The 20,292-nt window shown below is 65.3% G+C and carries 17 protein-coding genes; 9 read left to right on the forward strand and 8 right to left on the reverse strand.

The window, feature by feature from the left end; genetic code table 11:
* Positions 1–103 precede the first annotated feature (103 nt).
* The 3 genes from J0I79_RS04280 to J0I79_RS04290 form a co-directional block, all read right to left on the reverse strand.
* Complete coding sequence (locus J0I79_RS04280; RefSeq protein WP_292855366.1) at positions 104–3,256, reverse strand: MdtB/MuxB family multidrug efflux RND transporter permease subunit; 3,153 nt, start codon at positions 3,254–3,256, stop codon at positions 104–106.
* Positions 3,253–4,698 (reverse strand): efflux RND transporter periplasmic adaptor subunit, encoded by a 1,446-nt coding sequence (locus J0I79_RS04285; RefSeq protein ID WP_292855367.1) that lies wholly within the window; start codon positions 4,696–4,698, stop codon positions 3,253–3,255. The genes J0I79_RS04280 and J0I79_RS04285 overlap by 4 nt, the downstream gene beginning before the upstream one ends.
* A gap of 142 nt (positions 4,699–4,840) precedes the next feature.
* On the reverse strand, positions 4,841–5,599 hold the full coding sequence (locus tag J0I79_RS04290; RefSeq protein WP_292855368.1) for an SDR family oxidoreductase: 759 nt from the start codon (positions 5,597–5,599) through the stop codon (positions 4,841–4,843).
* A 154-nt stretch (positions 5,600–5,753) separates the two neighbouring features.
* Between J0I79_RS04290 and J0I79_RS04295 the strand changes: the two genes are divergently transcribed.
* The 9 genes from J0I79_RS04295 (at position 5,754) to J0I79_RS04335 (ending at position 14,879) form a co-directional block, all read left to right on the forward strand.
* Positions 5,754–7,163, forward strand: a complete 1,410-nt coding sequence (locus J0I79_RS04295) for an aldehyde dehydrogenase family protein (RefSeq protein ID WP_292855369.1) — start codon at positions 5,754–5,756, stop codon at positions 7,161–7,163.
* Positions 7,164–7,179: 16 nt separating this feature from the next.
* Positions 7,180–7,983 (forward strand): N-formylglutamate amidohydrolase, encoded by an 804-nt coding sequence (locus J0I79_RS04300; protein WP_292855370.1) that lies wholly within the window; start codon positions 7,180–7,182, stop codon positions 7,981–7,983.
* Positions 7,984–8,054: 71 nt separating this feature from the next.
* Positions 8,055–8,639, forward strand: coding sequence for an XRE family transcriptional regulator (locus J0I79_RS04305; RefSeq protein WP_292855371.1), 585 nt, complete (start codon positions 8,055–8,057; stop codon positions 8,637–8,639).
* Positions 8,640–8,771: 132 nt separating this feature from the next.
* A complete protein-coding gene (locus J0I79_RS04310; protein ID WP_292855372.1) occupies positions 8,772–9,497 on the forward strand; it encodes an ABC transporter ATP-binding protein in 726 nt (241 codons plus the stop codon).
* Positions 9,498–9,539: 42 nt separating this feature from the next.
* A complete protein-coding gene (locus J0I79_RS04315; RefSeq protein WP_292855373.1) occupies positions 9,540–10,694 on the forward strand; it encodes an ABC transporter substrate-binding protein in 1,155 nt (384 codons plus the stop codon).
* A gap of 46 nt (positions 10,695–10,740) precedes the next feature.
* Positions 10,741–11,445, forward strand: a complete 705-nt coding sequence (locus J0I79_RS04320) for an ABC transporter ATP-binding protein (protein ID WP_292855374.1) — start codon at positions 10,741–10,743, stop codon at positions 11,443–11,445.
* 8 nt (positions 11,446–11,453) lie between these two features.
* Positions 11,454–12,353 carry a branched-chain amino acid ABC transporter permease gene (locus J0I79_RS04325; RefSeq protein WP_292855375.1) on the forward strand — a complete coding sequence of 300 codons (900 nt, stop codon included), beginning with the start codon at positions 11,454–11,456 and terminating at the stop codon, positions 12,351–12,353.
* A 1-nt stretch (position 12,354) separates the two neighbouring features.
* Positions 12,355–13,452: a branched-chain amino acid ABC transporter permease gene (locus J0I79_RS04330; RefSeq protein ID WP_292855376.1), complete on the forward strand. Its 1,098-nt coding sequence runs from the start codon at positions 12,355–12,357 to the stop codon at positions 13,450–13,452.
* A 32-nt stretch (positions 13,453–13,484) separates the two neighbouring features.
* A complete protein-coding gene (locus J0I79_RS04335) occupies positions 13,485–14,879 on the forward strand; it encodes a glutamine synthetase family protein (RefSeq protein WP_292855377.1) in 1,395 nt (464 codons plus the stop codon).
* A gap of 52 nt (positions 14,880–14,931) precedes the next feature.
* On the opposite strand, the gene J0I79_RS04340 is transcribed toward J0I79_RS04335, so the two are convergent.
* From J0I79_RS04340 to J0I79_RS04360, 5 genes are all read right to left on the reverse strand, one after another.
* Positions 14,932–15,252, reverse strand: a complete 321-nt coding sequence (locus J0I79_RS04340) for a hypothetical protein (RefSeq protein WP_292855378.1) — start codon at positions 15,250–15,252, stop codon at positions 14,932–14,934.
* 62 nt (positions 15,253–15,314) lie between these two features.
* On the reverse strand, positions 15,315–16,163 hold the full coding sequence (locus J0I79_RS04345) for an endonuclease/exonuclease/phosphatase family protein (protein WP_292855379.1): 849 nt from the start codon (positions 16,161–16,163) through the stop codon (positions 15,315–15,317).
* A gap of 133 nt (positions 16,164–16,296) precedes the next feature.
* Positions 16,297–17,760 carry a phosphatidylserine/phosphatidylglycerophosphate/cardiolipin synthase family protein gene (locus J0I79_RS04350; protein WP_292855380.1) on the reverse strand — a complete coding sequence of 488 codons (1,464 nt, stop codon included), beginning with the start codon at positions 17,758–17,760 and terminating at the stop codon, positions 16,297–16,299.
* 88 nt (positions 17,761–17,848) lie between these two features.
* Entirely contained in the window at positions 17,849–19,402 is a 1,554-nt protein-coding gene (locus J0I79_RS04355) for a GMC family oxidoreductase (protein ID WP_292855381.1), read from the reverse strand.
* Between the two features lie 145 nt (positions 19,403–19,547).
* Entirely contained in the window at positions 19,548–20,219 is a 672-nt protein-coding gene (locus J0I79_RS04360) for a GntR family transcriptional regulator (RefSeq protein WP_292855382.1), read from the reverse strand.
* Positions 20,220–20,292: the final 73 nt, after the last annotated feature.

The raw sequence follows: 20,292 nt of genomic DNA on the forward strand, positions 1-20,292 counted from the left end.
GGCGCGACCGGCAATTGCGGATAGGCCACCAGCCCGGCGGCGAGCAGGCCGAACGTCAGCAGGGTCGTCGCCACCGGCCGCCGGATGAAGGGAACCGAGAGGTTCATGGCCTGGCGTCCGCACCATGGGGGCGGGGAGATTTGGGGGGACGGACAGTTTTGGAGGCGCGGGGAAGATCCGGCTGGACGCCGCGCAGCCGGTTCGAAAGCCGGTCGAACCAGAGATAGATCACCGGCGTCGTGAACAGCGTCAGCAACTGGCTGAGCAGCAGGCCGCCGACGATGGTGACGCCCAGGGGATGGCGCAATTCCGAGCCGACGCCGGTGCCGAGCATCAGCGGCAACGCTCCCAGCATGGCAGCCAGCGTGGTCATCAGGATCGGGCGGAAGCGCAGCAGGCAGGCCTGGTAGATCGCCTCGCGCGGCGTCTTGCCCTCGTTGCGTTGCGCGTCCAGCGCGAAGTCGATCATCATGATGGCGTTCTTCTTGACGACGCCGATCAGCAGGATGATGCCGATGATCGAGATGATGGTCAGATCCTGGCCGGCGATCATCAGCGCCAGCAGCGCGCCGATGCCGGCCGAGGGCAGGGTCGACAGGATGGTGATCGGGTGGATGAAGCTCTCATAGAGCACGCCGAGCACGATGTAGACCGTCACCACGGCGGCCAGGATCAGGAACAGCGTGTTGTCGAGCGAGGCCTGGAAGGCGCGCGCCGCGCCCTGGAAGCTGGTGATGATGCTGAGCGGCATGCCGATGTCGGCCTGCGCCTGCTCGATCGCCGTCACGGCTTCGCCGAGCGATGCGCCGGGGGCGAGGTTGAACGAGACGGTGGCGGCCGGAAACTGCCCCATATGGGTGATCTGCAGCGGCGTGGTGGTGACGTGGGTGCTCGCCACCACCGACAAGGGGATCGGTGCGCCGCCCGTCGACGACGGCAGGTAGACGGAGGAAAGCGCCTTCAGCGAATCCTGTTCAGAGGGAGCGGCTTCGAGGATGACGCGATACTGGCTGGATGTGGTGTAGATGGTCGAGACCATGCGCTGGCCGAACGCGTCGTAAAGCGCGTTGTCGACGGTCGCCGGCGTGATGCCGAAGCGGGCGGCCTGATCGCGGTCGATGTCGACGAAGACGGCAAGGCCGCTGTTCGACAGGTCGCTAGCGACATCGGCGAGTTGCGGCAACGTGTTCAGCCTGGCGAGCAGCTTCGGCGTCCACTCGTTGAGCTCGTCCGCATTGGCGTCCTGGAGCACGAATTGATACTGGGTGCGGCTGACCTGGCCGTCGATGGTGAGGTCCTGTACCGGTTGCATGTAGAGGGTGACGCCGGCCACCGCGCCGGCCTCCTCCTTCAGCCGCGCGATGACGTCGGTGATGTCGGCGGTGCGCTGCTCGTGCGGCTTGAGGTTGATCAGGATGCGGCCGACATTGAGCGTGGTGTTGGTGCCGTCGACGCCGATGAAGGACGACAGGCTGTCGACGTCGGGGTCTTTCAGGATGATGGCGGCCAGTTGCTGCTGGCGGTCGGCCATGGCGGCAAAGGAGATCGACTGCGGCGCTTCCGTGATGGCCTGGATGACGCCGGTGTCCTGGACCGGGAAAAAGCCCTTGGGGATGACCACGTAGAGGAAAGCTGTGAGCACAAGGGTGGCCGCGGCGACGACCAGCATCAGCGTCTGGCGGTCGAGCACCCAGGTCAGCGCCCGGCCGTAGCCGCGGATCACCCAATCGAAGAAGTCGTGGCTGGCGCGCTGCAGGGCGTTCTCGTGCACCGCTTCCAATGGCTTGAGCAGCTTGGCGCAGGCCATTGGCACCAGGGTCAGCGACACCACAGCCGAGATCAGGATGGTGGTGGCGAGCGTGATCGAAAACTCGCGGAACAGCCGGCCGACGACATCGCCCATGAACAGAAGCGGGATCAGCACGGCAATCAGCGAGACGGTCAGCGAGATGATGGTGAAGCCGATCTGCTGCGACCCCTTCAGCGCCGCCTGCAACGGTGTGTCGCCTTCCTCGACATAGCGGGCGACGTTCTCGATGACGACGATGGCGTCGTCGACAACGAAGCCGGTGGCTATGGTCAGCGCCATCAGCGACAGATTGTCGAGACTGAAGCCGAACAGATACATTACGCCCAGCGTGCCGACCAGCGACAGGGGAACCGAGAGGCTCGGGATGAGCGTGGCGTGCGCGCTGCGCAGGAAGACGAAAATGACCAGAACCACCAGGATGATGGCGAGCGTCAGCTCGTATTCCACGTCGCGCACCGAGGCGCGGATGGTGGTGGTGCGGTCGGTCAGCACCTTGACGTCGACGGCGCTCGGCAGCGAGGCCTGGAGCTGCGGCAGCAGCGCCTTGATGCGATCGACCACCTCGATGACATTGGCGCCGGGCTGGCGCTGGATGTTGAGGATGATCGCCGGGGTCTCGTTCATCCAGGCGGCGAGCCGGTTGTTTTCCGTCGCATCGATCACATCGGCCACGTCCGTCAGCCGCACCGGGGCGCCGTTCCTGTAGGCGATGATCAGCGAGCGGTATTCGTCGGCGCTCTTCAGCTGGTCGTTGGCGTTGATGGTGTAGGCGCGCGAGGGGCCGTCGAAATTGCCTTTCGGCGTGTTGACATTGGCGCTGCCCAGCGTGGTGCGCAGGTCGTCGAGGTTGAGGCCGTAGGCGGCGAGCTTGCGCGGATCGGCCTGGACACGCACGGCTGGGCGCTGGCCGCCCGAGAGACTGACGAGGCCGACGCCCGGCAATTGCGATATCTTCTGCGCCAGCCGCGTGTCGGCAAGCTGCTGCACGTCGCGCAGCGGCATGGTGGCGGAGGTCAGGCCGAGCGTCAGCACCGGCGCGTCGGCCGGATTGACCTTGGCGTAGATCGGCGGCGCCGGCAGGTCGGCGGGCAAGAGATTGCCGGCGGCGTTGATGGCGGCCTGCACTTCCTGCTCGGCGACATCGAGCGAGATCGCCAGGCTGAACTGCAGCGTGATGACGGAGGATCCGGCCGAGCTCACCGAGTTCATCTGGTTGAGGTTGGCGATCTGGCCGAGCTGGACCTCCAGCGGCGCGGTGACAGAGGAGGTCATCACGTCGGGGCTGGCGCCGGGATAGAAGGTCTGCACCTGGATCGTCGGATAGTCGACCTCGGGCAGGGCCGAGACCGGGAGATAGCGGTAGGCGAGCAGGCCCGACAGCATGATGGCGACCATGAACAACGATGTCGCCACCGGCCGCAGGATAAAGGCGCGCGACGGGCTCATTGCTGCTGCCCGGACTCCGGCTGTCCTGATCCTTGCTGTCCGGATTGGGCCGCATCCGGATGCCGGTGCTTGTGGACCTGGTGCTTGTGGGTTGCGCCATCAGTTCCCTGCCCGTCGGAGGGTGCGTCGGTCTGCGCCGGCGCCTGCGCCGGTGGCGCGGTCTGATTTCCGGCCTGGGCTGGCGCCGCCTGGCTGGTGCCCTGGGCGGGCGCTGCCGCCTGGCTTGTGCCCTGCGCCGGCGCGGAGGCCTGCGCGGCCGGCGCCTGGCCGTCCTGGCGCAGGTTGATCGTGGCGCCGTCGCGCAGCTTGTCGGCGCCGTCGACGACGACACGGTCGCCGGGGTTCAGCCCGGACGCGATCTCGACGCGCTCGCCATTGGTGACGCCGAGCGCCACCTTGCGCACGGAGACGGTGCTGTCGGGATTGACCAGGTAGACGAATGTGCCGGGCAGGCCGCGCTGGATCGCGGCGATCGGCGCGATCGCCACATCCTTGTGCTCGTCGACGAGAAGCTCGACGTTGACGAACTGGTTGGGATAGAGGAGGCGCTGGTCGTTGGCGAAGCTGGCCCGCAGCTTGATGGTTCCGGTGCTCGGGTCGATCTGGCTGTCGAAGGTTTCGAGCTGGCCGTCGGCGAGCTTCTTGGTTCCGGCGCGGTCGAAGGCGGTTACGGGCAAGGTGGCGCCCTGCTGCATGCGCTGCGCGATCGCCGGCAGTTCGTCCTCGGGTACGTTGAACAGCACACTGATCGGCTGGATGCGGGTGATGACGACGATGCCGTTGGCGTCACCCGGCGTCACGTAGTTGCCTTCGTCCACCTGGCGCAGGCCGGCCCGACCGTCCGTGGGCGACAGGATGCGGCAGTTGTCGAGATTGACCGTGGCGGACTGGATCAAGGCCTTGTCGTATTCGATCGTACCCGCGTCCTGCCCGACCAGGGCGACCTGGGCGTCATAGGCCTGGTGCGTCACCGCCCCCTGGTCGACCAGCGTCTTGTCGCGCGCGAGGTCGAGCTGGGCATCGTTCAGCATGGCCTGGTCGCGGGCAAGCTGGCCCTGCGCCTGGGCGAGGGCCGCCTGGTAGGGGCGGGGATCGATCTGCGCCAGCAGATCGCCCTTCTTGACGTCCTGGCCTTCCTTGAAATTCACCTGGAGGAGCGGGCCGGTAACCTGCGTCTTGACCGTGACGGTGGAGAGCGAGGTTACGGTTCCCAGCGCACCGAGACTGACGTCTATCGTGCCCTTGTCGATGGTGGCGGCGCCGATCGACATGGGCTGCGCGTTGCGCCGGTTGCCCTGTTGTTTCGGAACCGCCTGCGGCCGCTCGTAGAGATAGGCGCCGCCGGCGGCGACGATGGCGATGAAGATCAGCCACGGAATCCAACCGCGCGAGCGGCGTTGCGCGACGGTCGTCTGCAGGGGCATTTCCAATTGCTGGTCCATGGCGGCATCTTTCAACCCCATCAACCAATATGACTGAACCCCGGCGAAGTCGAATTAACAGTTGGACAGGTTCGGCGCGCCCTCGCGGACCGCTCAAGCGCCCGTGATTGCTGCGATTGCGGCCGGCAGCGCCCTTCGCAAGCTACATGCGCATCAGCAGGCCGCCATCGACGGCAAGCTCGATCCCTGTGATGTAGCTCGCGGCGTCGGAGAGCAGGAAGAGCGCCGCATTGGCCATGTCCTGCGGCGTGCCGATCCGGCCGAGCGGGGCGTAGCTGGCCACCGCCGAGCGCTTCTCTTCCGTGTCCCAGCGCGCCTGCAACGGCGTCAGCGCCATGCCCGGGCAGATGGCGTTGGAGCGGATGCGCTCGCCGGCAAGCTGCATGGCGAGCGATTTCGACAGCGCGCAGACACCGGCCTTCGATGCCTGATAGGCGTCCTGCGGATTGGCGTCGCCGCGATACCACTGGATGGTCGAGAAATGCACCATGGCGCCGCCACGCCCGCCGGCGCGCATGTGCGGCACCACCGAGCGTGCGGTGTGGACGAAGGATTTCAAATTGATGTTGAAGACCTCGTCCCAGACGCCGAGGTCCATGTCGAGCGCCGACCTGTCCCGGCCGAACCACAGCACGCCGGCGACATTGGCGAGATAGTCGATGCCGCCGCGCTCGCGGCCGGCAGTGCCGACGACCTGCTCGACGAAGGCAGCGTCGGTGAGATCGCCCTGGGCGAAGGTGAGCCTGTCGTCATAGGCGGCGAGCGAGGACGGGCGAGCCTTGACGTCGATGGCGGTGACGGAGGCGCCGGCATCGAGCAGCGCCAGCGTGATCGCCTCGCCCATGCCGCCGCCGGCGCCGGCGACGACCGCGTGCCTGCCGGTGAAATCGTAAGCGATCATCTGAACCCCCTCATGTGCTGCCGCCGATGCGTTATCGCCGGACAATAGGGGCGGACCAGAAATCCATCAAGCCGTATTAGAAAAAATTTGCCAAAATGGAAAATAGCGGTATCGTGCCGCCAATGACCTCTCATCAAGGACGGATTTCGCAATCATGAACCTGCACACCGGCGCGCGGACGTTTTCGGTGACTTCTCCGGTCGACGGCTCGACCTATGCGACGCGCTCCTACGCGGACGGCGCGGCGATCGAGGCCGCGCTTATCCGGGCACGGGCGGCCCTGCCGTCCTGGCGGCGGATGGCGCTCGCCGACCGCCTGGCGATCCTGCTGCTTTTCGGCGAGGAGATGAAGGCGCGCGCGACGCCGCTGGCCGACATGGTGGCCTGGCAGATCGGTCGGCCGCTGTGGCAGGCCGACGAGACGCCGCGCCTGGCGCTGGTCGGGGAACTGCTTGCCGATGTGGCGCCGCAAACGCTGGCCGACATGCCCTATCCTTCGGACGAAAACATTCGCCGTTATGCAAGGCCGGTCGCCGGCGGCCTGCACCTGTCGATCTGCGCCTGGAATTACCCCACCGCCATGCTCGGCTATCTCGTCACCGCGCCGCTCGCCGCCGGCAATGTCGTGATCTTCAAGCATTCGCCGCAGACGCCGCTGATCGCGGAGGTGGCAGAGGAGGCTTTCCGCGCCGCAGGCGGTCCCGAGGGTGTGTTCCAGAGCCTGCATCTCGACCATGCAGATGCCGAGAAGCTGATCGCGTCGGGCGCGTTCAACGCGGTGAATTTCATTGGCTCGGTCAATGGCGGAAGGCGCGTCCACGCCGCCGCCGCCGGCACTTTCACGCAGGTGCATCTCGAACTTGGCGGCAAGGATCCGACCTATGTCAGGGCCGATGCCGATCTCGATGCCACGATCCCGCAGATCGCCGAAGGCACCTATTCCAATGCCGGCCAGTCCTGCTGCTCGGTCGAGCGCATCTATGTCGACAAAGCGATCCATGACCGCTTCGTCGAGGCCCTGGTCGCCGAGACGGCGAAGTGGACCGTCGGCCATCCCTTCGACGAGAAGCCGATGGTCGGCCCGGTGGTGCGGGCAAGTGCCGCCGACACAATTCGCGGTCTCACGGAGAGCGCGGTGCGGGCAGGCGCGCGGCGGCTGATGCCGGGGGATGGCGCGCTGAAGGCCTCGGGCCTCGGCGCCGCCTATGTCGCGCCGGAGGTGCTGGTGGGGGTGGATCACACCATGCAGATCATGCGCGACGAACTGTTCGGGCCGGTGGCCTGCGTGCAGGCGGTCGGCGGCGATGACGAAGCCATCAGTTTGATGAACGACAGCGATTTCGGCCTGAGCGCCTCGATCTGGACCCGGGATATCGAGCGTGGCGTGGCGCTGCTCGACGAGGTCGAGGCCGGCACCGTCTATCTCAACCGCTGCGACCATGCGGACCTGCATCTGCCCTGGGGCGGCATCAAGAATTCCGGCCTCGGCCGCACCAATGGCCGCGCCGGGCTGGCGGAAGCGACGGCGGCGAAATCCTACCATATCCGTTCGGTCATCGGCTGACCGCGAGGTGAACCAGATGGACGCCGCAAGCCTTGCAGGACTTGACGATGCGGCCATCGCCGCGCTGGCGGCGGCGAGCGTCGAACTGCTGGGGATGGAGGCGGAAAGCCCCTATCTGCTGATCGCCGAACATGCCGGCAATCGCATCCCCCAGCCGTGGCGGGACCTTGGATTGGCGCTTCCCTATCTCGGCACGCATTTCGCCGTCGACATCGGCGTCGATGCGCTGACGCGGCGGCTGTCGCGGACATTGCGGGCGCCGGCGGTGGTCGCGCACTATTCGCGGCTGTTCCTCGACTACAACAGGCCATCGACCGAATGGGATTTCATGCGTCCGGACCTTGGCGGCATCCCGGTCCCTGGCAATCTGGCGCCAGATGCCGTGGACGTGGAATTGCGCAGGCGGGTCGGCTGGGCGCCGCTCGAACAGGCGATCGCCGAGGCGGCCGCCGGCAGACGGGCGCTGATCTCCGTGCATTCCTTCACGCCGGTAATGGGTGGCGTCAGGCGCGATGTCGATATCGGCATATTGTGGCGAGAACAGTCCCCCTTCGTCACCTCGGTGCTCAAGACGCTTGGCGCTATGGGCGCGCGGGCGGGCTTCAGGATCGGCGACAACGAGCCCTATGACTGGCGCCAGGCGATCGGCTACACGCTGAACCGGCACGGGCTGGAGCAGGGCCGGCCCTGCCTCTATCTCGAAGTCCGCAACGACCTGCTTTCCGATCCGGAAACATTCGAGCGCGTCAGCACCACGCTCGAGGCTGCGTTTGCCACCGTCGCGATGTCGCTATGGCCGAAACAAGCTATAGCCGTCTAAAAGCTGGACGCCCTAAGGCCACCCCGCTAGAGCTTGTCGAATTGGAAACACGACAGCCAAGGGCGTGGACGATGCAGGGCAATGTGGGCAGCAAGATCCGCGACGCGCGCAAGGAACAGAACATCACGCTGCGCGACCTCAGCGAACGCTCCGGCCTTTCGGTCTCGCAACTGTCGAAGCTTGAGAACGGCAAGGCGCGCCTGACGGTCGATGTCGCGCTGATGATCGCCGGCGTGCTGCATGTGCCGGTGGCATCCTTCCTGTTCAGCCCCAAGCCCGGCATGCAGGCACGCCGCTCCATCACGCGCGCCGGCAGCGGCATACTGCACCAGGGCAACGCCATGGAATTCGAGGTGCTGTGCAGCGATTTCCGCGACAAGACCAATATTTTCTGGCGCGTCACGCTGCGGGCACGAAGCTTCGAAGAGAACGGCGGCTGGCGCAGCCATTCGGGCGAAGAGTTCATCCATGTGCTCAGCGGCAGCCTGGAACTGCACACGATCCACTATGATCCGACGGTGCTGCAGCCCGGCGACAGCATCCTGTTCGACGGCGAGATGCAGCACGCCTACATCGCGCTCGGCGACCAGCCCGTCGTCATGCTGATGTCGAACACGGTGCCGCGCGACGGGCTGCCGCCTGGCGCAGGCGCTTGACCCCGTCTTGGGTCCTCAAGAATATTTTCTAAAATGGAAAAAAATGCTTGTTATGGAAAAGTCGGAGGTCTAGCATCCCTTTGACCGGCCGACAGGAGAAATAGCCATCGGCCGGGATGGGAGATGTGACCGATGCTGTCGGTTGAGGCAGTCAGCAAGACCTTTGGCGGCGTGCAGGCATTGCGCAATGCCTCGCTGTCGTGCGAGGCGGGGGAAATCCTCGGCCTGATCGGCCCCAATGGCGCCGGCAAGTCGACGCTGGTCAATGCCATTTCCGGTGTGCTCAGGCCCGACACCGGCAGTGTCAAACTGGCGGGCCAGGACATTACGGGGCGCGGTCCCGAACATTGCGCGCGGGCCGGGGTCGGCCGCACCTTCCAGACCATTCGCCTGTTCAAGGATCTGACCGTTCGCCAGAACGTCGAGGTCGCGCATATCACATGCCGGGCGGTGCGCCCGGATGCAGCTGCGCGCATCGGCGTCGACCAATTGCTCGCCCAATATCAGCTGGACGGTTTTGCCGATGTTCCCGCAGGCACGCTTTCCTACGGCAGCCAGCGTCGGCTGGAAATCGCACGCGCGCTGGCGCTGGGGCCGTCGCTGATCCTGCTCGACGAACCGGCGGCCGGCCTCAACGAGGGCGAGTCGGAGACGCTGGCGATCGCGATCGAGGGCATTCGCAGGGATGTCGGCTGCGCCACCATCGTGATCGATCACGACCTGCGCTTCATCAACCGGCTGTGCGACCGGCTCTGCGTCATGGACCAGGGCCAGGTGATCGCATCGGGACAGACCGAGGAGGTGTGGCGCGATCCGCGTGTCATCGAGGTTTATGTCGGGCAGTCCGCGCCGGCGTGACGGCGCCCACAATACCAACAACAAGTAGGAGGAGGGGTTCGAATGGAGAAGATGATTTTGGGGGCAGCGGTCGTCGCCGCAGGGCTTTTGCAGGTGACGCATGCCGGCGCCGCCGATCTGAAGATCGGCCTCGCCGTGGCGATGACCGGCACCTATGCGCCCTATAGCGAGGCCGAGGGCGCGCGCTGCATGGCCGATAAATTGAACAAGGCGGCCGCGGCAGGCGATCCCAAGGTCGAGCTGATGATCGAGGACAACAGGTCCGACCCGCAGCTCTCGGTTTCGCTCGGCCAGAAGTTCCTCGACGCCGGCGCGCAGATCATTACGGGCGTGCCGTTCCCTGACGCGCTCATCCCCACCGCGCAGATCGCCGCACCCTATGGCGCCACCGTGTTCTCGGCGCCGAACACGCAGCTCGAGATGCAGCAGGCCGGGCTCGATAATTTCATTGCCGGCGCGGTGCCCGATCCGATCAACGCGGCGGCGACCGCCAACGCTCTTTACGGCAAGGGCGCGCGCACCGTGGCGCTGATGGTGTCGCCCGATGCCGGCTCCTATTCGGAGAAACTGCCGGAATGGTTCGGCGAGGTGTTCGAGCATCAGGGCGGCAAGGTCGTCGGCAAGTTCAACTACTCCTGGGGCACGACGGACTGGTCGCCGCAGATCGCCAGCATCAAGGCGCTGCCGCAGAAGCCCGACGCCATCCACATTTGCGGCGTGCTGCCTGATATCGGCATCTTCATCCGCCAGTTGCGCGCCAATGGCTATGACGGCTGGGTCGCCGGCTGTGATGCCTTCGATGACAAGTCGCTGGAAGGCACGGTCGGCAATCCGGCGTCGCTGGAGAAGGTGATGTTCGCCACCCATGGCGCGACCGGGATCGACAGCCCGATCGACAAGTTCCTCGCCCAGTGCAAGGCCGATGGCTACAAGATCAACGGCATCTTCGACGCGCTCGGCGCCGACATGGTGCAGATCAGCTACGAGGCGGCGAAGAAGTCGGGCACGGTCGAGCCGGCCGCCCTTCGTGAGGCGATCCGCGCGCCGGGCGGCTATCCAGGCACCACGGCGCCCACCATCTCCTTCGCCGAGAAGAAGGGCTATCCGGTGAAAGCCGTGCCGGTGATGGGTTTCTCCGATGGCAAGCGGGTGCTGATCACCGACACGCCGCCGACCTTCGTCCCGGCGCTGAACTAGGGCAGGCGGGGGAAGTGATGATGGATCGAGCCTGGCAGGCCGCGTCGTGCTGAGCGTCGACAATCTGGTCGTGCGCTACGGCGCCGTGAGCGCGGTGCGCGACCTCAGCCTGAAGGTCGGGCGGGGCGAGCTTGTCGCCCTGCTCGGTCCCAACGGCGCTGGCAAGAGCTCGACCATCAACGCGCTGACCGGCCTGGTCACGCCGGCTTCCGGCCGCATCGTTCTCGACGGCCAGGACATTTCACGGGTCCGGACCGAGGATCGCATCCGGGCGGGCCTCACCTCGACGCCGGAGGGCCGGCACATCTTCGCCAATCTGACGGTGGGCGAGAATTTGCGGCTGGGCGCGGCGACACGGCGCGATCCCAAGGGCGTGCGCGGCGATATCGACCGGTTCCTGGCGCTCTTTCCGGTGCTCTCGGAACGCTACGGGCAAGCGGCGGGCACGCTTTCGGGCGGCGAGCAGCAGATGCTTGCGATCTCCCGGTCGCTGATGTCGCGTCCGAAGCTGCTTCTGCTCGACGAACCGTCGCTGGGCCTTGCGCCGAAGATCGTGGAACGGATCTTCGACTTCATCGGCGAGCTCAAGCGGGAAGGGCTGACGCTGCTGGTGGTCGAGCAGAACGCCAGGCAGGCGCTGCGCTTCGCCGACCGGGTCTACGTCGTCAGCGCCGGCACGCTGCGTTACGAGGGGCCGCCCGCCGAGCTCGCCGACGAACACGGCCTCTTCAACCTCTATATTGGCGGGTAGGCGGCGACATGGACTATGCCTTGCAGCAGCTTCTCAACGCGCTTGCCTTCGGCGCGGAATATTCCCTGGTCGCGCTCGGCCTGGCTGTCGTGTTCTCGATCATGGGCCTGGTCAATTTCGCGCATGGCGAAATCATCGGCGTTTCCGCCTACAGCGTGTTCCTGGCCGCTGCGCTCGGGCTGACCTCGCCTGTCGTGGCCGTGCTGCTCGCCGTCGCCGCCGCCGCTCTCGCGGCCGTCGCCTTCGAACGCGTGGCGTTCCGGCCGGTGCGCTACGCACCGACCACGACCGGCCTGTTGACAGCCTTCGGCGTCTCGATCGTGGTGCAGAACCTGTTCATGCTGCTGATCTCGCCCAAGCCGCAATCGGTCTCGATCCTCAACGGGCTGAACCAGATGTGGTTCGTCGGTCCTTTCGCGGTGTCGTCGCTGCAGGTCATGGAACTGATCGTTTCCGGCCTCACCATCCTGGCGCTGGTGCTGTTCCTCAACCGCTCGACGCTCGGCCTCGCCATCCGCGCGGCGTCGCGCGATTTCGCCACGGTGCGGCTGATGGGCATCAAGGCCAACCGGGTGATCGCCACGGCTTTCGCCATCTCCGGCGCGCTGGCCGGCATCGCCGCCGTGTTCATCATCGCGCGGCGCGGCAGCGTCTCGCCTGATCTCGGCTTCAGCCTGGTGCTGAAGGCTTTCGTCGCCTGCGTCATCGGCGGTTTCGGCTCGCTGGCGGGAGCGGCAGCCGGCGGCATGCTGCTCGGCTTCATCGAGGTCGGCCTGCTCGTCGCCCTGCCGCAGGAATATGGAGGCTTCAAGGACGCGCTCACCTACGCGATCATCGTCGCGCTGCTGGTCTACCGGCCGGAAGGCCTGCTCGGCCAGCGGGTCGAACTCGGCGACAAGGAGATTTGACGTGGCGAGATCAGACGTGGCGCAAGCAATCGAAAATACCGCGCCCTCCGCCGCTGTCGCGCAGCCAGGCAGTGCGATGATGCGCTCGCTGGTCGGCGGACTGGTGACGGCGCTGCCGGTGCTGGCGATCGGGTTGGCGATCCTGAATTTCGCACCGACCTATTACACCTATCTGGCGCTCGGCGCCTTCGTGAACCTGATCGTCGTCGTCGGCCTGCAAGTGTTCATGGGCAATTCCAACATCGCCAATCTCGGCCACAGCGCCTTTGTCGGCCTCGGCGCCTATGGCGTGGCCATCCTGTCGACGCCGTTGGCGATGAAGAAACTGTCGATCCCCAACGCGCCGTTCGGCTTCGCGACGCTGCAGCTCGATCCGGTTTCCTCGGCGCTCATCGCGCTGATGGTGGTCGGCATCGTCGCCGCCGTCAGCGGCAAGGTGATCAGCCGGCTGTCGGGCGTGGCGGCGACCATCGTCAGCCTCGCCCTGCTGATCATCGTCCATTCGGTGTTTCTCAACTGGACCGACCTGTTCAAGGGCAACCAGGCCTTCTTCGGCATCCCCAAGGTGGTCGGCCTGCCCTGGATGCTGGTGTTCTCCGTGGTGGTGATCGTGGCGGCACGGCTGTTCAAGGATAGCCGCTGGGGCTTGCAGCTGAGGGCCAGCGCCCAGAGCCCGCAGGCGGCCGCCGCGCTTGGCATCGACGCCCGGCGCCTGCGGCTGATGTCATGGGTGCTGTCGGCGCTGATCTGCGGCCTTGCCGGCGTGCTCTACGCCTATTTCGCCGGGACGATCAGCCCGAAGCTGTTCTACTTCCAGATGATCTTCAACACGCTGGCGATGCTGATCCTGGGCGGCATGGCGACGGTGACGGGCGCTGTGACCGGCGTGATCGTGCTGTCGGTCGGGCTGGAATTCATCCGCAGCATCGAATCCGGCGTGACCATCGGCGCTATCCAGCTGCCGCAACTGCTCGGCCTGTCCGGTGTGGCGCTCGGCGTCGTCATCGTGCTGTGCATGGCGTTCCGGCCAAGCGGCATCAGCGGCCGCCACGAGCTCGACGAACTCTTGTCGCGATTTTTCCGGCGCAACGCGAAATAGCGGCGTCCGGTATTCTTGGTGGAGGACTGAAAGTGGAATTTGAGGACAAGGCCGCGGCTTACGCGCCCCAGCTCGAGGCGTTGCAGAAGAAACTCGCGGCAAACGGCGTCGAGTTCGTCGAGGTGCATACGGTCGACACGTCGGGCGCGTTCCGCTCCAAGATCGCGCCGCTGAAGCTCTCGACCTATGGCGAATCCATCAATGCCATTCTCTATTGCGTCACCCATGGCGACGGCCAGCCGCTGGGTGATGTCGCCTTCGCCTCGCCGAGCGCCAATGAGGAGAACGGCTTCCCCAACATCAAGGGCATCATCGATCCCGCGACGGTCGTCCAGCATGGCTGGAAGCCGAAATTCGCCTCCGGCATCACGTCCTCCTACATGCTTGACGGCGCGGTCTGTCCCTTCGATCCGCGCGGCGTGCTGGCCCGTGTAGAGCAACGCGCCAGGGCGCTCGGCTACGAGCCGATGGTCGCGCTCGAATATGAGTTCGGCATCTTCCACGCCGATCACGACCTGATGCGCGCCGGACGCTACCGCGAACTGAAGCCCTGGGGCCATTCGCTGATCAACTACGATCTGGTGCGCAGCGGCGAGTACCAGGATTTCGCCGCAGAGTTCATCACCCGCATGAAGAGCATCGGCATCGGCGTCGCCTCATTGGTCACCGAATACGGCTATGGCATGTATGAATACGCGCTGACGCCGAAGCCGGCGCTGCAGGCGGCCGATGATGCCATGCGCGCAAAACTGCATCTGCGCGAACTCTGCGCCGAGCGCGGGCTGGTGGCCACCTTCATGACGCGCTTCCAGCCGCCGGGCAAGGAGAGCGCCTGCGGGGCGCACCATCATGTCAGCCTGTGGCAGGACGGCAAGCCGTCCTTCGCAGCCGGCCCGAACCGACTGACGCCGGTGGCCGAGAAATTCCTGGCCGGCGTGCTCAAGCGGATGCAGGAAACGCATCTCCTGTTCCGTCCGACAGTGAATTCCTATCGTCGTTTCGACCGTGGGGCGTGGTCGCCGGAAGATGTCGCCTGGGGGTTCGAGAACCGCACCGCGCCGATCCGTGCCATTACGACGCCCAATGACGGCGCCTGCCGGCTGGAGCACCGCGCGCCGGGCGCCGACATCAATCCTTATCTCTCGATCGCCGCGATCCTCGCTGCGGGCTGCGAGGGCATCGAGAAGGATTTGCCGCTGGAGGCGCCGGTCACCTCAAACCTTGCCGATCTGGACAAACCGAAACTGCCGCGCACGCTCAACGCCTCGATCGAGGCTTTTGCTGCCTCCGATTTCTGCGCTGAAGCGTTCGGCGAGGCGTTCCGCGACAATTATGCCGAAAGCCGGCGGGCCGAACAGGCGGCGTTCGACGCCTGGCAGGCTTCGCACATCACCGATTTCGAATGGCAGCGCTATTTCGTCAGTTGATCACGGAAAAGAAGCGGACCGGCTTCCCGCCGGCCCGCTGTCTCAATCGAAATCAACCGCAGACGCGAACGTCCTCGATCACCTTATGGTGGTGGCGCCAATGCACCACGGTCTCCATGTGGCAGCGGTGACGCCAGTGGTGCCGGCGATAGCCGTCTCCCTTGTAATCACCATACTGCATGCCGTTCTCGCCGCCGTACTGGTTGTCATAGCGGCGGTCATGATGCCGGCGGATGACAATGCCGGAATCCTCATCGGTTGAATATCTGTTGCCGTCATCGGATTGGATGACGACACTGGCAGCTTGCGTAGGGGCAATGACTGCCGCTGTTGCGGCAAAAGCCAGCATGGAAGCCAGAATCAACTTTTTCATTTCATCCTCCTGCGAGTTTCAAGACCAATAACTCGCGGAAGAACTGGCTGTTCCGCTCGGATTTACACGCTTTGCGACACTGCGGATATCAAGCTGTTATCGCTCGTGCGCTCCAGCCGCACGAAAGCTGTCAGGGGCAGATGGTCGGATGCAACGCGCGAAAGCGGCGTGTCATGGGCTTCGACGGTGGCAATCATGCCATGCCGGTTAGCCATGATCCGGTCGAGCGCCAGCAGGGGCAGGTTGGACGGGAAGGTGGGAACCGCTGGCGGCTGCGGACCAAACGTCGCGTGCAGTGTGTTGAGGGCGGAACGATTGCCGAGCCGCCATTCATTGAGGTCGCCGAGCAGCAGCGTCGGCTTCTCGTCGGGGCTGCTCATGAGGTCGAGCACCACACGGGCCTGCTGGGAGCGCGAGCGGCGCAGCAGGCCGAGATGGGCGGCGATGATGCGCAGCGTCTGGCTTCCCTCGAGGTCGATCTCCGCCACCACCGCGCCGCGCGGCTCAAGGCCGGGAAGCCTGATCTGGTGAACGTCGCGGACAACGCCTTTCTTGAACAGCAGGACATTGCCATGCCAGCCATGGCCTTTGCCGGTGGCGAAGATCGGCACCGGCACGAGGCCGGTTTCACGCTCGAGCCGGGGCAGGTCGAGAAGCCCGTCGCGCTCGCCGAAGCGGTTGTCGGCTTCCTGCAGCGCAATGACGTCCGGATCGATCTCGCGGATGACGCGGCTGGTCCGTTCGGGGTCGAACTTCCTGTCGACACCGATGCATTTGTGGACGTTGTAGGAGGCGACCAGCGTGCCGGTGGTGCCGGTCGCCTTGTGCGCGGCGGCGTTTGCCTTGCGCATCCGCCGGTCGCGAATGGACAAGAGCATGGTCGCCGGCAGGCTGCGTCCGTTCATCCGCATCGTATGCCTGACATGCCTGATTCTCTCGCCATGCCTTCAAAATAGAGTCTTTGCGCCAATGTTCCATGACCGGCATAAAACTATCTGGCAAACGCGCCTTTTGGTGAAGATGCGGTTGAAGACGGTGACCTTGTCAAAGATAGGGTGATCCCAGCCACAGGATCCGGTCGAACAGCCTGATGAGGAAGGGCCGGGCGCGCAGGGCTTCGAGCGTCACGGGCACGGCGGAACTCATCGCCGATCCGATGCGCGTCTCGATCTCGCCGGCAAAGCCGGCGTCGAGAACCTCGAGGTCGATCTCGAAATTCAGACGCAGCGAGCGGGCGTCGAGATTTGAGGAGCCGACATAGGCCCACACGCCGTCGATCGACAGCAGCTTCGAATGATCGAACGGTCCTTCCGTGCGCCAGACGCGGCAATAGTGCTTCAGCACCTGGTCGAATTGCGCCGTCATGGCGCGGTCGACGAGGAAGAGGTTGTTCACCGCCGGCACCACGATGTCGATCTCGACGCCGCGCCGGGCGGCGGTGATGAGCGCGCTGATCAACTCCCGGTCGGGCAGGAAATAGGGCGACATGAGCCGGATCGACTTGCGGGCGACCGAGAAGGCGCCGATCAGCAGCTTGTGATTGGTCTCGTTGCTGGCATCAGGCCCGGAGGCGACCGCCCGCACCATCATCGGCTGTCCGGCTTGCGGCGATAGCGGCGCAATTGCCCAGGCCTCGCCCTTCAGCGCCTCGTTGGTGGCAAAGCGCCAGTCCTCCGCGGCGACCGAGAACAGATCGGCGACAACCGGGCCGGTGACCCGGAAATGCGTATCCCGGGCGCTGTTGGAACCGGCGAATTCGGCTGAAAAACCCTTGCGGATGTTCATGCCGCCGGTAAAGGCCAACGTGCCGTCGACCATCAGGATCTTGCGGTGGGTCCTGAGATTGGCATAGGGCAGGCGCAGCCCCATGACGATGTTGCCGTTGAAGACGTCCGCGGTGATGTTGGCGCGGCGCAGATGTCCCAGGATGCTGGGGACGGAGTAGCGGGCGCCGACGGCGTCGATCAGCACGCGAACGGCGACGCCGCGCCGAACGGCATTGGCCAGCGCTTCGACGAAAAGCAGGCCGACGGCGTCATTGTCGAAAATATAGGTTTCGAGCAGGACGCTGCGTTCGGCGCCGTCGATGGCCGCGCACATGGCGGCATAGGCCTCGTCGCCGGTCTCCAGCACGTCGATCGCATTGCCCGGATTGAGCGCGCGCCGCGCCACCCTGTCGCCGAGCGTGCGCAAACCGGTGAAACGCTGACCGTAGCGCTCGATGATCAGCGCTTCTTCGGCGGCGAGGTCGCGCTCATGCTTGGCGGAGGCCGCGTCGCCGGACAGTGGCCGCTGCGCGCTGATGGTGGCGCGGCGGATGCGGTTGATGCCGGCGACGGCATAGATCAGCACGCCGAGGATCGGCGACAGCACCATCACGCCGACCCATCCGGTGGCGGCGCGCACATCCTCCTTGGTCATGACGGCATGGCTGATGCCGACCGCCGCCATCACCACCGAGATGAACGCCAGGATATGAGGCCAGTGAGTCGCCAGGTCTTCGAACATCGCCGGGACTATCCAGCGCGCTCTCGCAGAAGGCAATGCAACCTATTGCTTCTGGCATAAGCGATATCACCAGGCGGACATTCAAACGTCAGTTTTTGCTGTCCGTCATCCGAGCGAAGCTTTCCGCGACTGCCAAAACAGCGGCGTGAATCGGTCCTGCCGTGAGGCTTGGCAGGATCGAGGCGTCGACGACGAAGAGATTGTCGAGCGCCTTGAGCCGCAGATCGGCATCGACGGGGGCATCCGCGTCCTTGCCCATCCTGCAGGTGCCGCAGGGATGATGGTGGGTGATGACGGCCTTCGCTATGAAATCGTCGATGCTGCTCTTGTCCAGGCCCGCCGGCAAAAGTTCATGATCGCGCCATTCGCCGAGTTCGTCGTGATGGCCGATCTCTCTCGCCGCCGCCAGGGCCTGGCGAAACAGCGCCCGGTCACGGCCGGTCTGCAGATAGGCGGGATCGATGATCAGGCGATCGCCCAGTTCCGGTCCGCTGATGCGCACGCTGCCACGGCTCGTCGGATGGGTGATCCCGAAAAGCAGCGAGTAGGCCGTGCCGGCGGCGGGCGCCTCAAAACACTCCGAGACGATCGGAGCGATGCCGCAGCCGACGACGATCTCCGGCTGGCCGCCGGCCGTGAAGTCGCCGGCTCGCATATACGCCATCGATTCCGAGTGCTGAAGGCGCGATGGCGGAACCGGCTGGCGCGCGGCGTAAAGGTTGCCGGCACCAAGCAGATGGTCCTGAAGGTTGCGTCCGATATCGGGCATGTCGATCAGGCAATCCACGTTCGCGTCACGGAGCGTGTCTCGCGGGCCGATTCCTGAACGCATCAACAAGGCCGGGCTTTCCAGCGACCCGGCGCAAAGCACGATGCGGTCCGCGACGATTTCGGCGGGACCGTCCGGTCCAACCACCTCCAGTGTCCGGACCTTGTTGCCGTCGAGTTCGAGCCGGCGGACCCTGGATCCCCTGAGGATCGTCAGGTTGGCCCGGCTGCGGACCGTGGGCGTGAGCCAGGCATCCGCGACCGTCACCCGGCGACCGTCGCGAATGTTGAGGGAATTCGGGGTGACGCCGATCATCTGTCCGCTGTTGTGGCCCTCAAGGCGCGGCAGGCCGAGGGATGCACCGGCTTCGATGAAGGCGCGCGCGACCGGGCTGACTTCGTCCGTCGGCAGATGGACCGGCATCGGCCCGCCCTTGCCGTAGAGACCATTGCCGCCGAGCGGATGATCCTCGTTGGCCTGGAAAGCGGGCAGCAGTCCGTCCCAGCTCCATCTGTTGTCGCCGGTCGCTTCGGCCCAGGCCTGGAAGTCCAGGGGATGACCGCGCATGTAGCCCATGGCGTGCAGGCAACTGGAGCCGCCCACCACCCGCCCGCGCGCCCAGTGATGCACGCGGCCCGCGGTGCCGGCTTGCGGCTCGGTGCGATAGTCCCAGTCGTAGCTGCGCCCCTGAAGCGCTGGCCAGGCGGCCGGGTTCCAGATGTCGGGGTCCGACGCCTCTTCGCCTGCCTCGATCAACAGGACGCGGCGGGCGGAATCCTCACTCAGTCTGGCAGCTAGCAACGCACCGGCCGAGCCGCCGCCGACGATGACGAGATCGGCGTGTTGTTTGCGCTCGGAATTGGCACTGCTCATCATCACTCCATCTGGCGCTTGCTTGTCCGGGTGGCCGGCATGTCTGGCGCGGGCATGGTGAAAGCCCGCGCAACGCTGCGTTTGGCGGATACGCGATCCGCAATCTCGGAAGACGTCGAGTTTCCGGCGCCGCCCTTCGAAAAACTCAGACGTCGCTGTCCATGGATATTTTCGCTGCCGCCTTCGCCCGCAGGACGTGCTGTTTGGAAGCCTTTCGGGCGGCCTTCTCGTCGCCGGCAGCGATGGATTCGAATATCTCCCTCATCTCCGCCAGGCTGCTTTGCGCCCTGCCTTCCAATGACATCGACCGTCCCCGGAAGAAGCTGATCCTGGCCACCAGGCCGCGATGGACTTCCTCCAGGATCGGATTGCCGCAATTGGCAAGAATGATCGAATAGAAGTCGGCTGCGGTCATCACCTGCGCAATGCTGTCATTGCTGGACGCCGCCTCCTCGAAAGCGGAAAGCGATCTCTCGAGTTCACGCAGCTGCGCGGGGGTAATTCTCGAAGCGCAGCGGCCTGCCGCCTCGACTTCCAGCAGTTCCCGAACCTCGTAGATGGCGGTCGCCACTTCCCAGGAGAGCGCCGGTATCGACGGTCCGCGATTGGGCACGATCTCGATCAGGCGCTCGGCCTCGAGACTGCGCAGGGCTTCCCTGAGCGAGGGCCTGCTGATGCCCAACTGCGCGCAGAGCTGGCTTTCGATCAACCGGCTGCCCGGCTGGAACAGCCCGGACAGGATGGCGAGCCGCAGCTTGTCGACAGTCTCCTGCTGCACCGTTCGTGGCGAAATCCGCAAATTCAGATCTGGCGGCATCGGTTACGTCTCATGGGCGTTGGGGTGATGGGCGCTAGAGTAACGGGCATTGGGGTCACGATCTCACGCATCA

The sequence above is a fragment of the Mesorhizobium sp. genome (assembly GCF_017306585.1).
Taxonomy (GTDB): domain Bacteria; phylum Pseudomonadota; class Alphaproteobacteria; order Rhizobiales; family Rhizobiaceae; genus Mesorhizobium.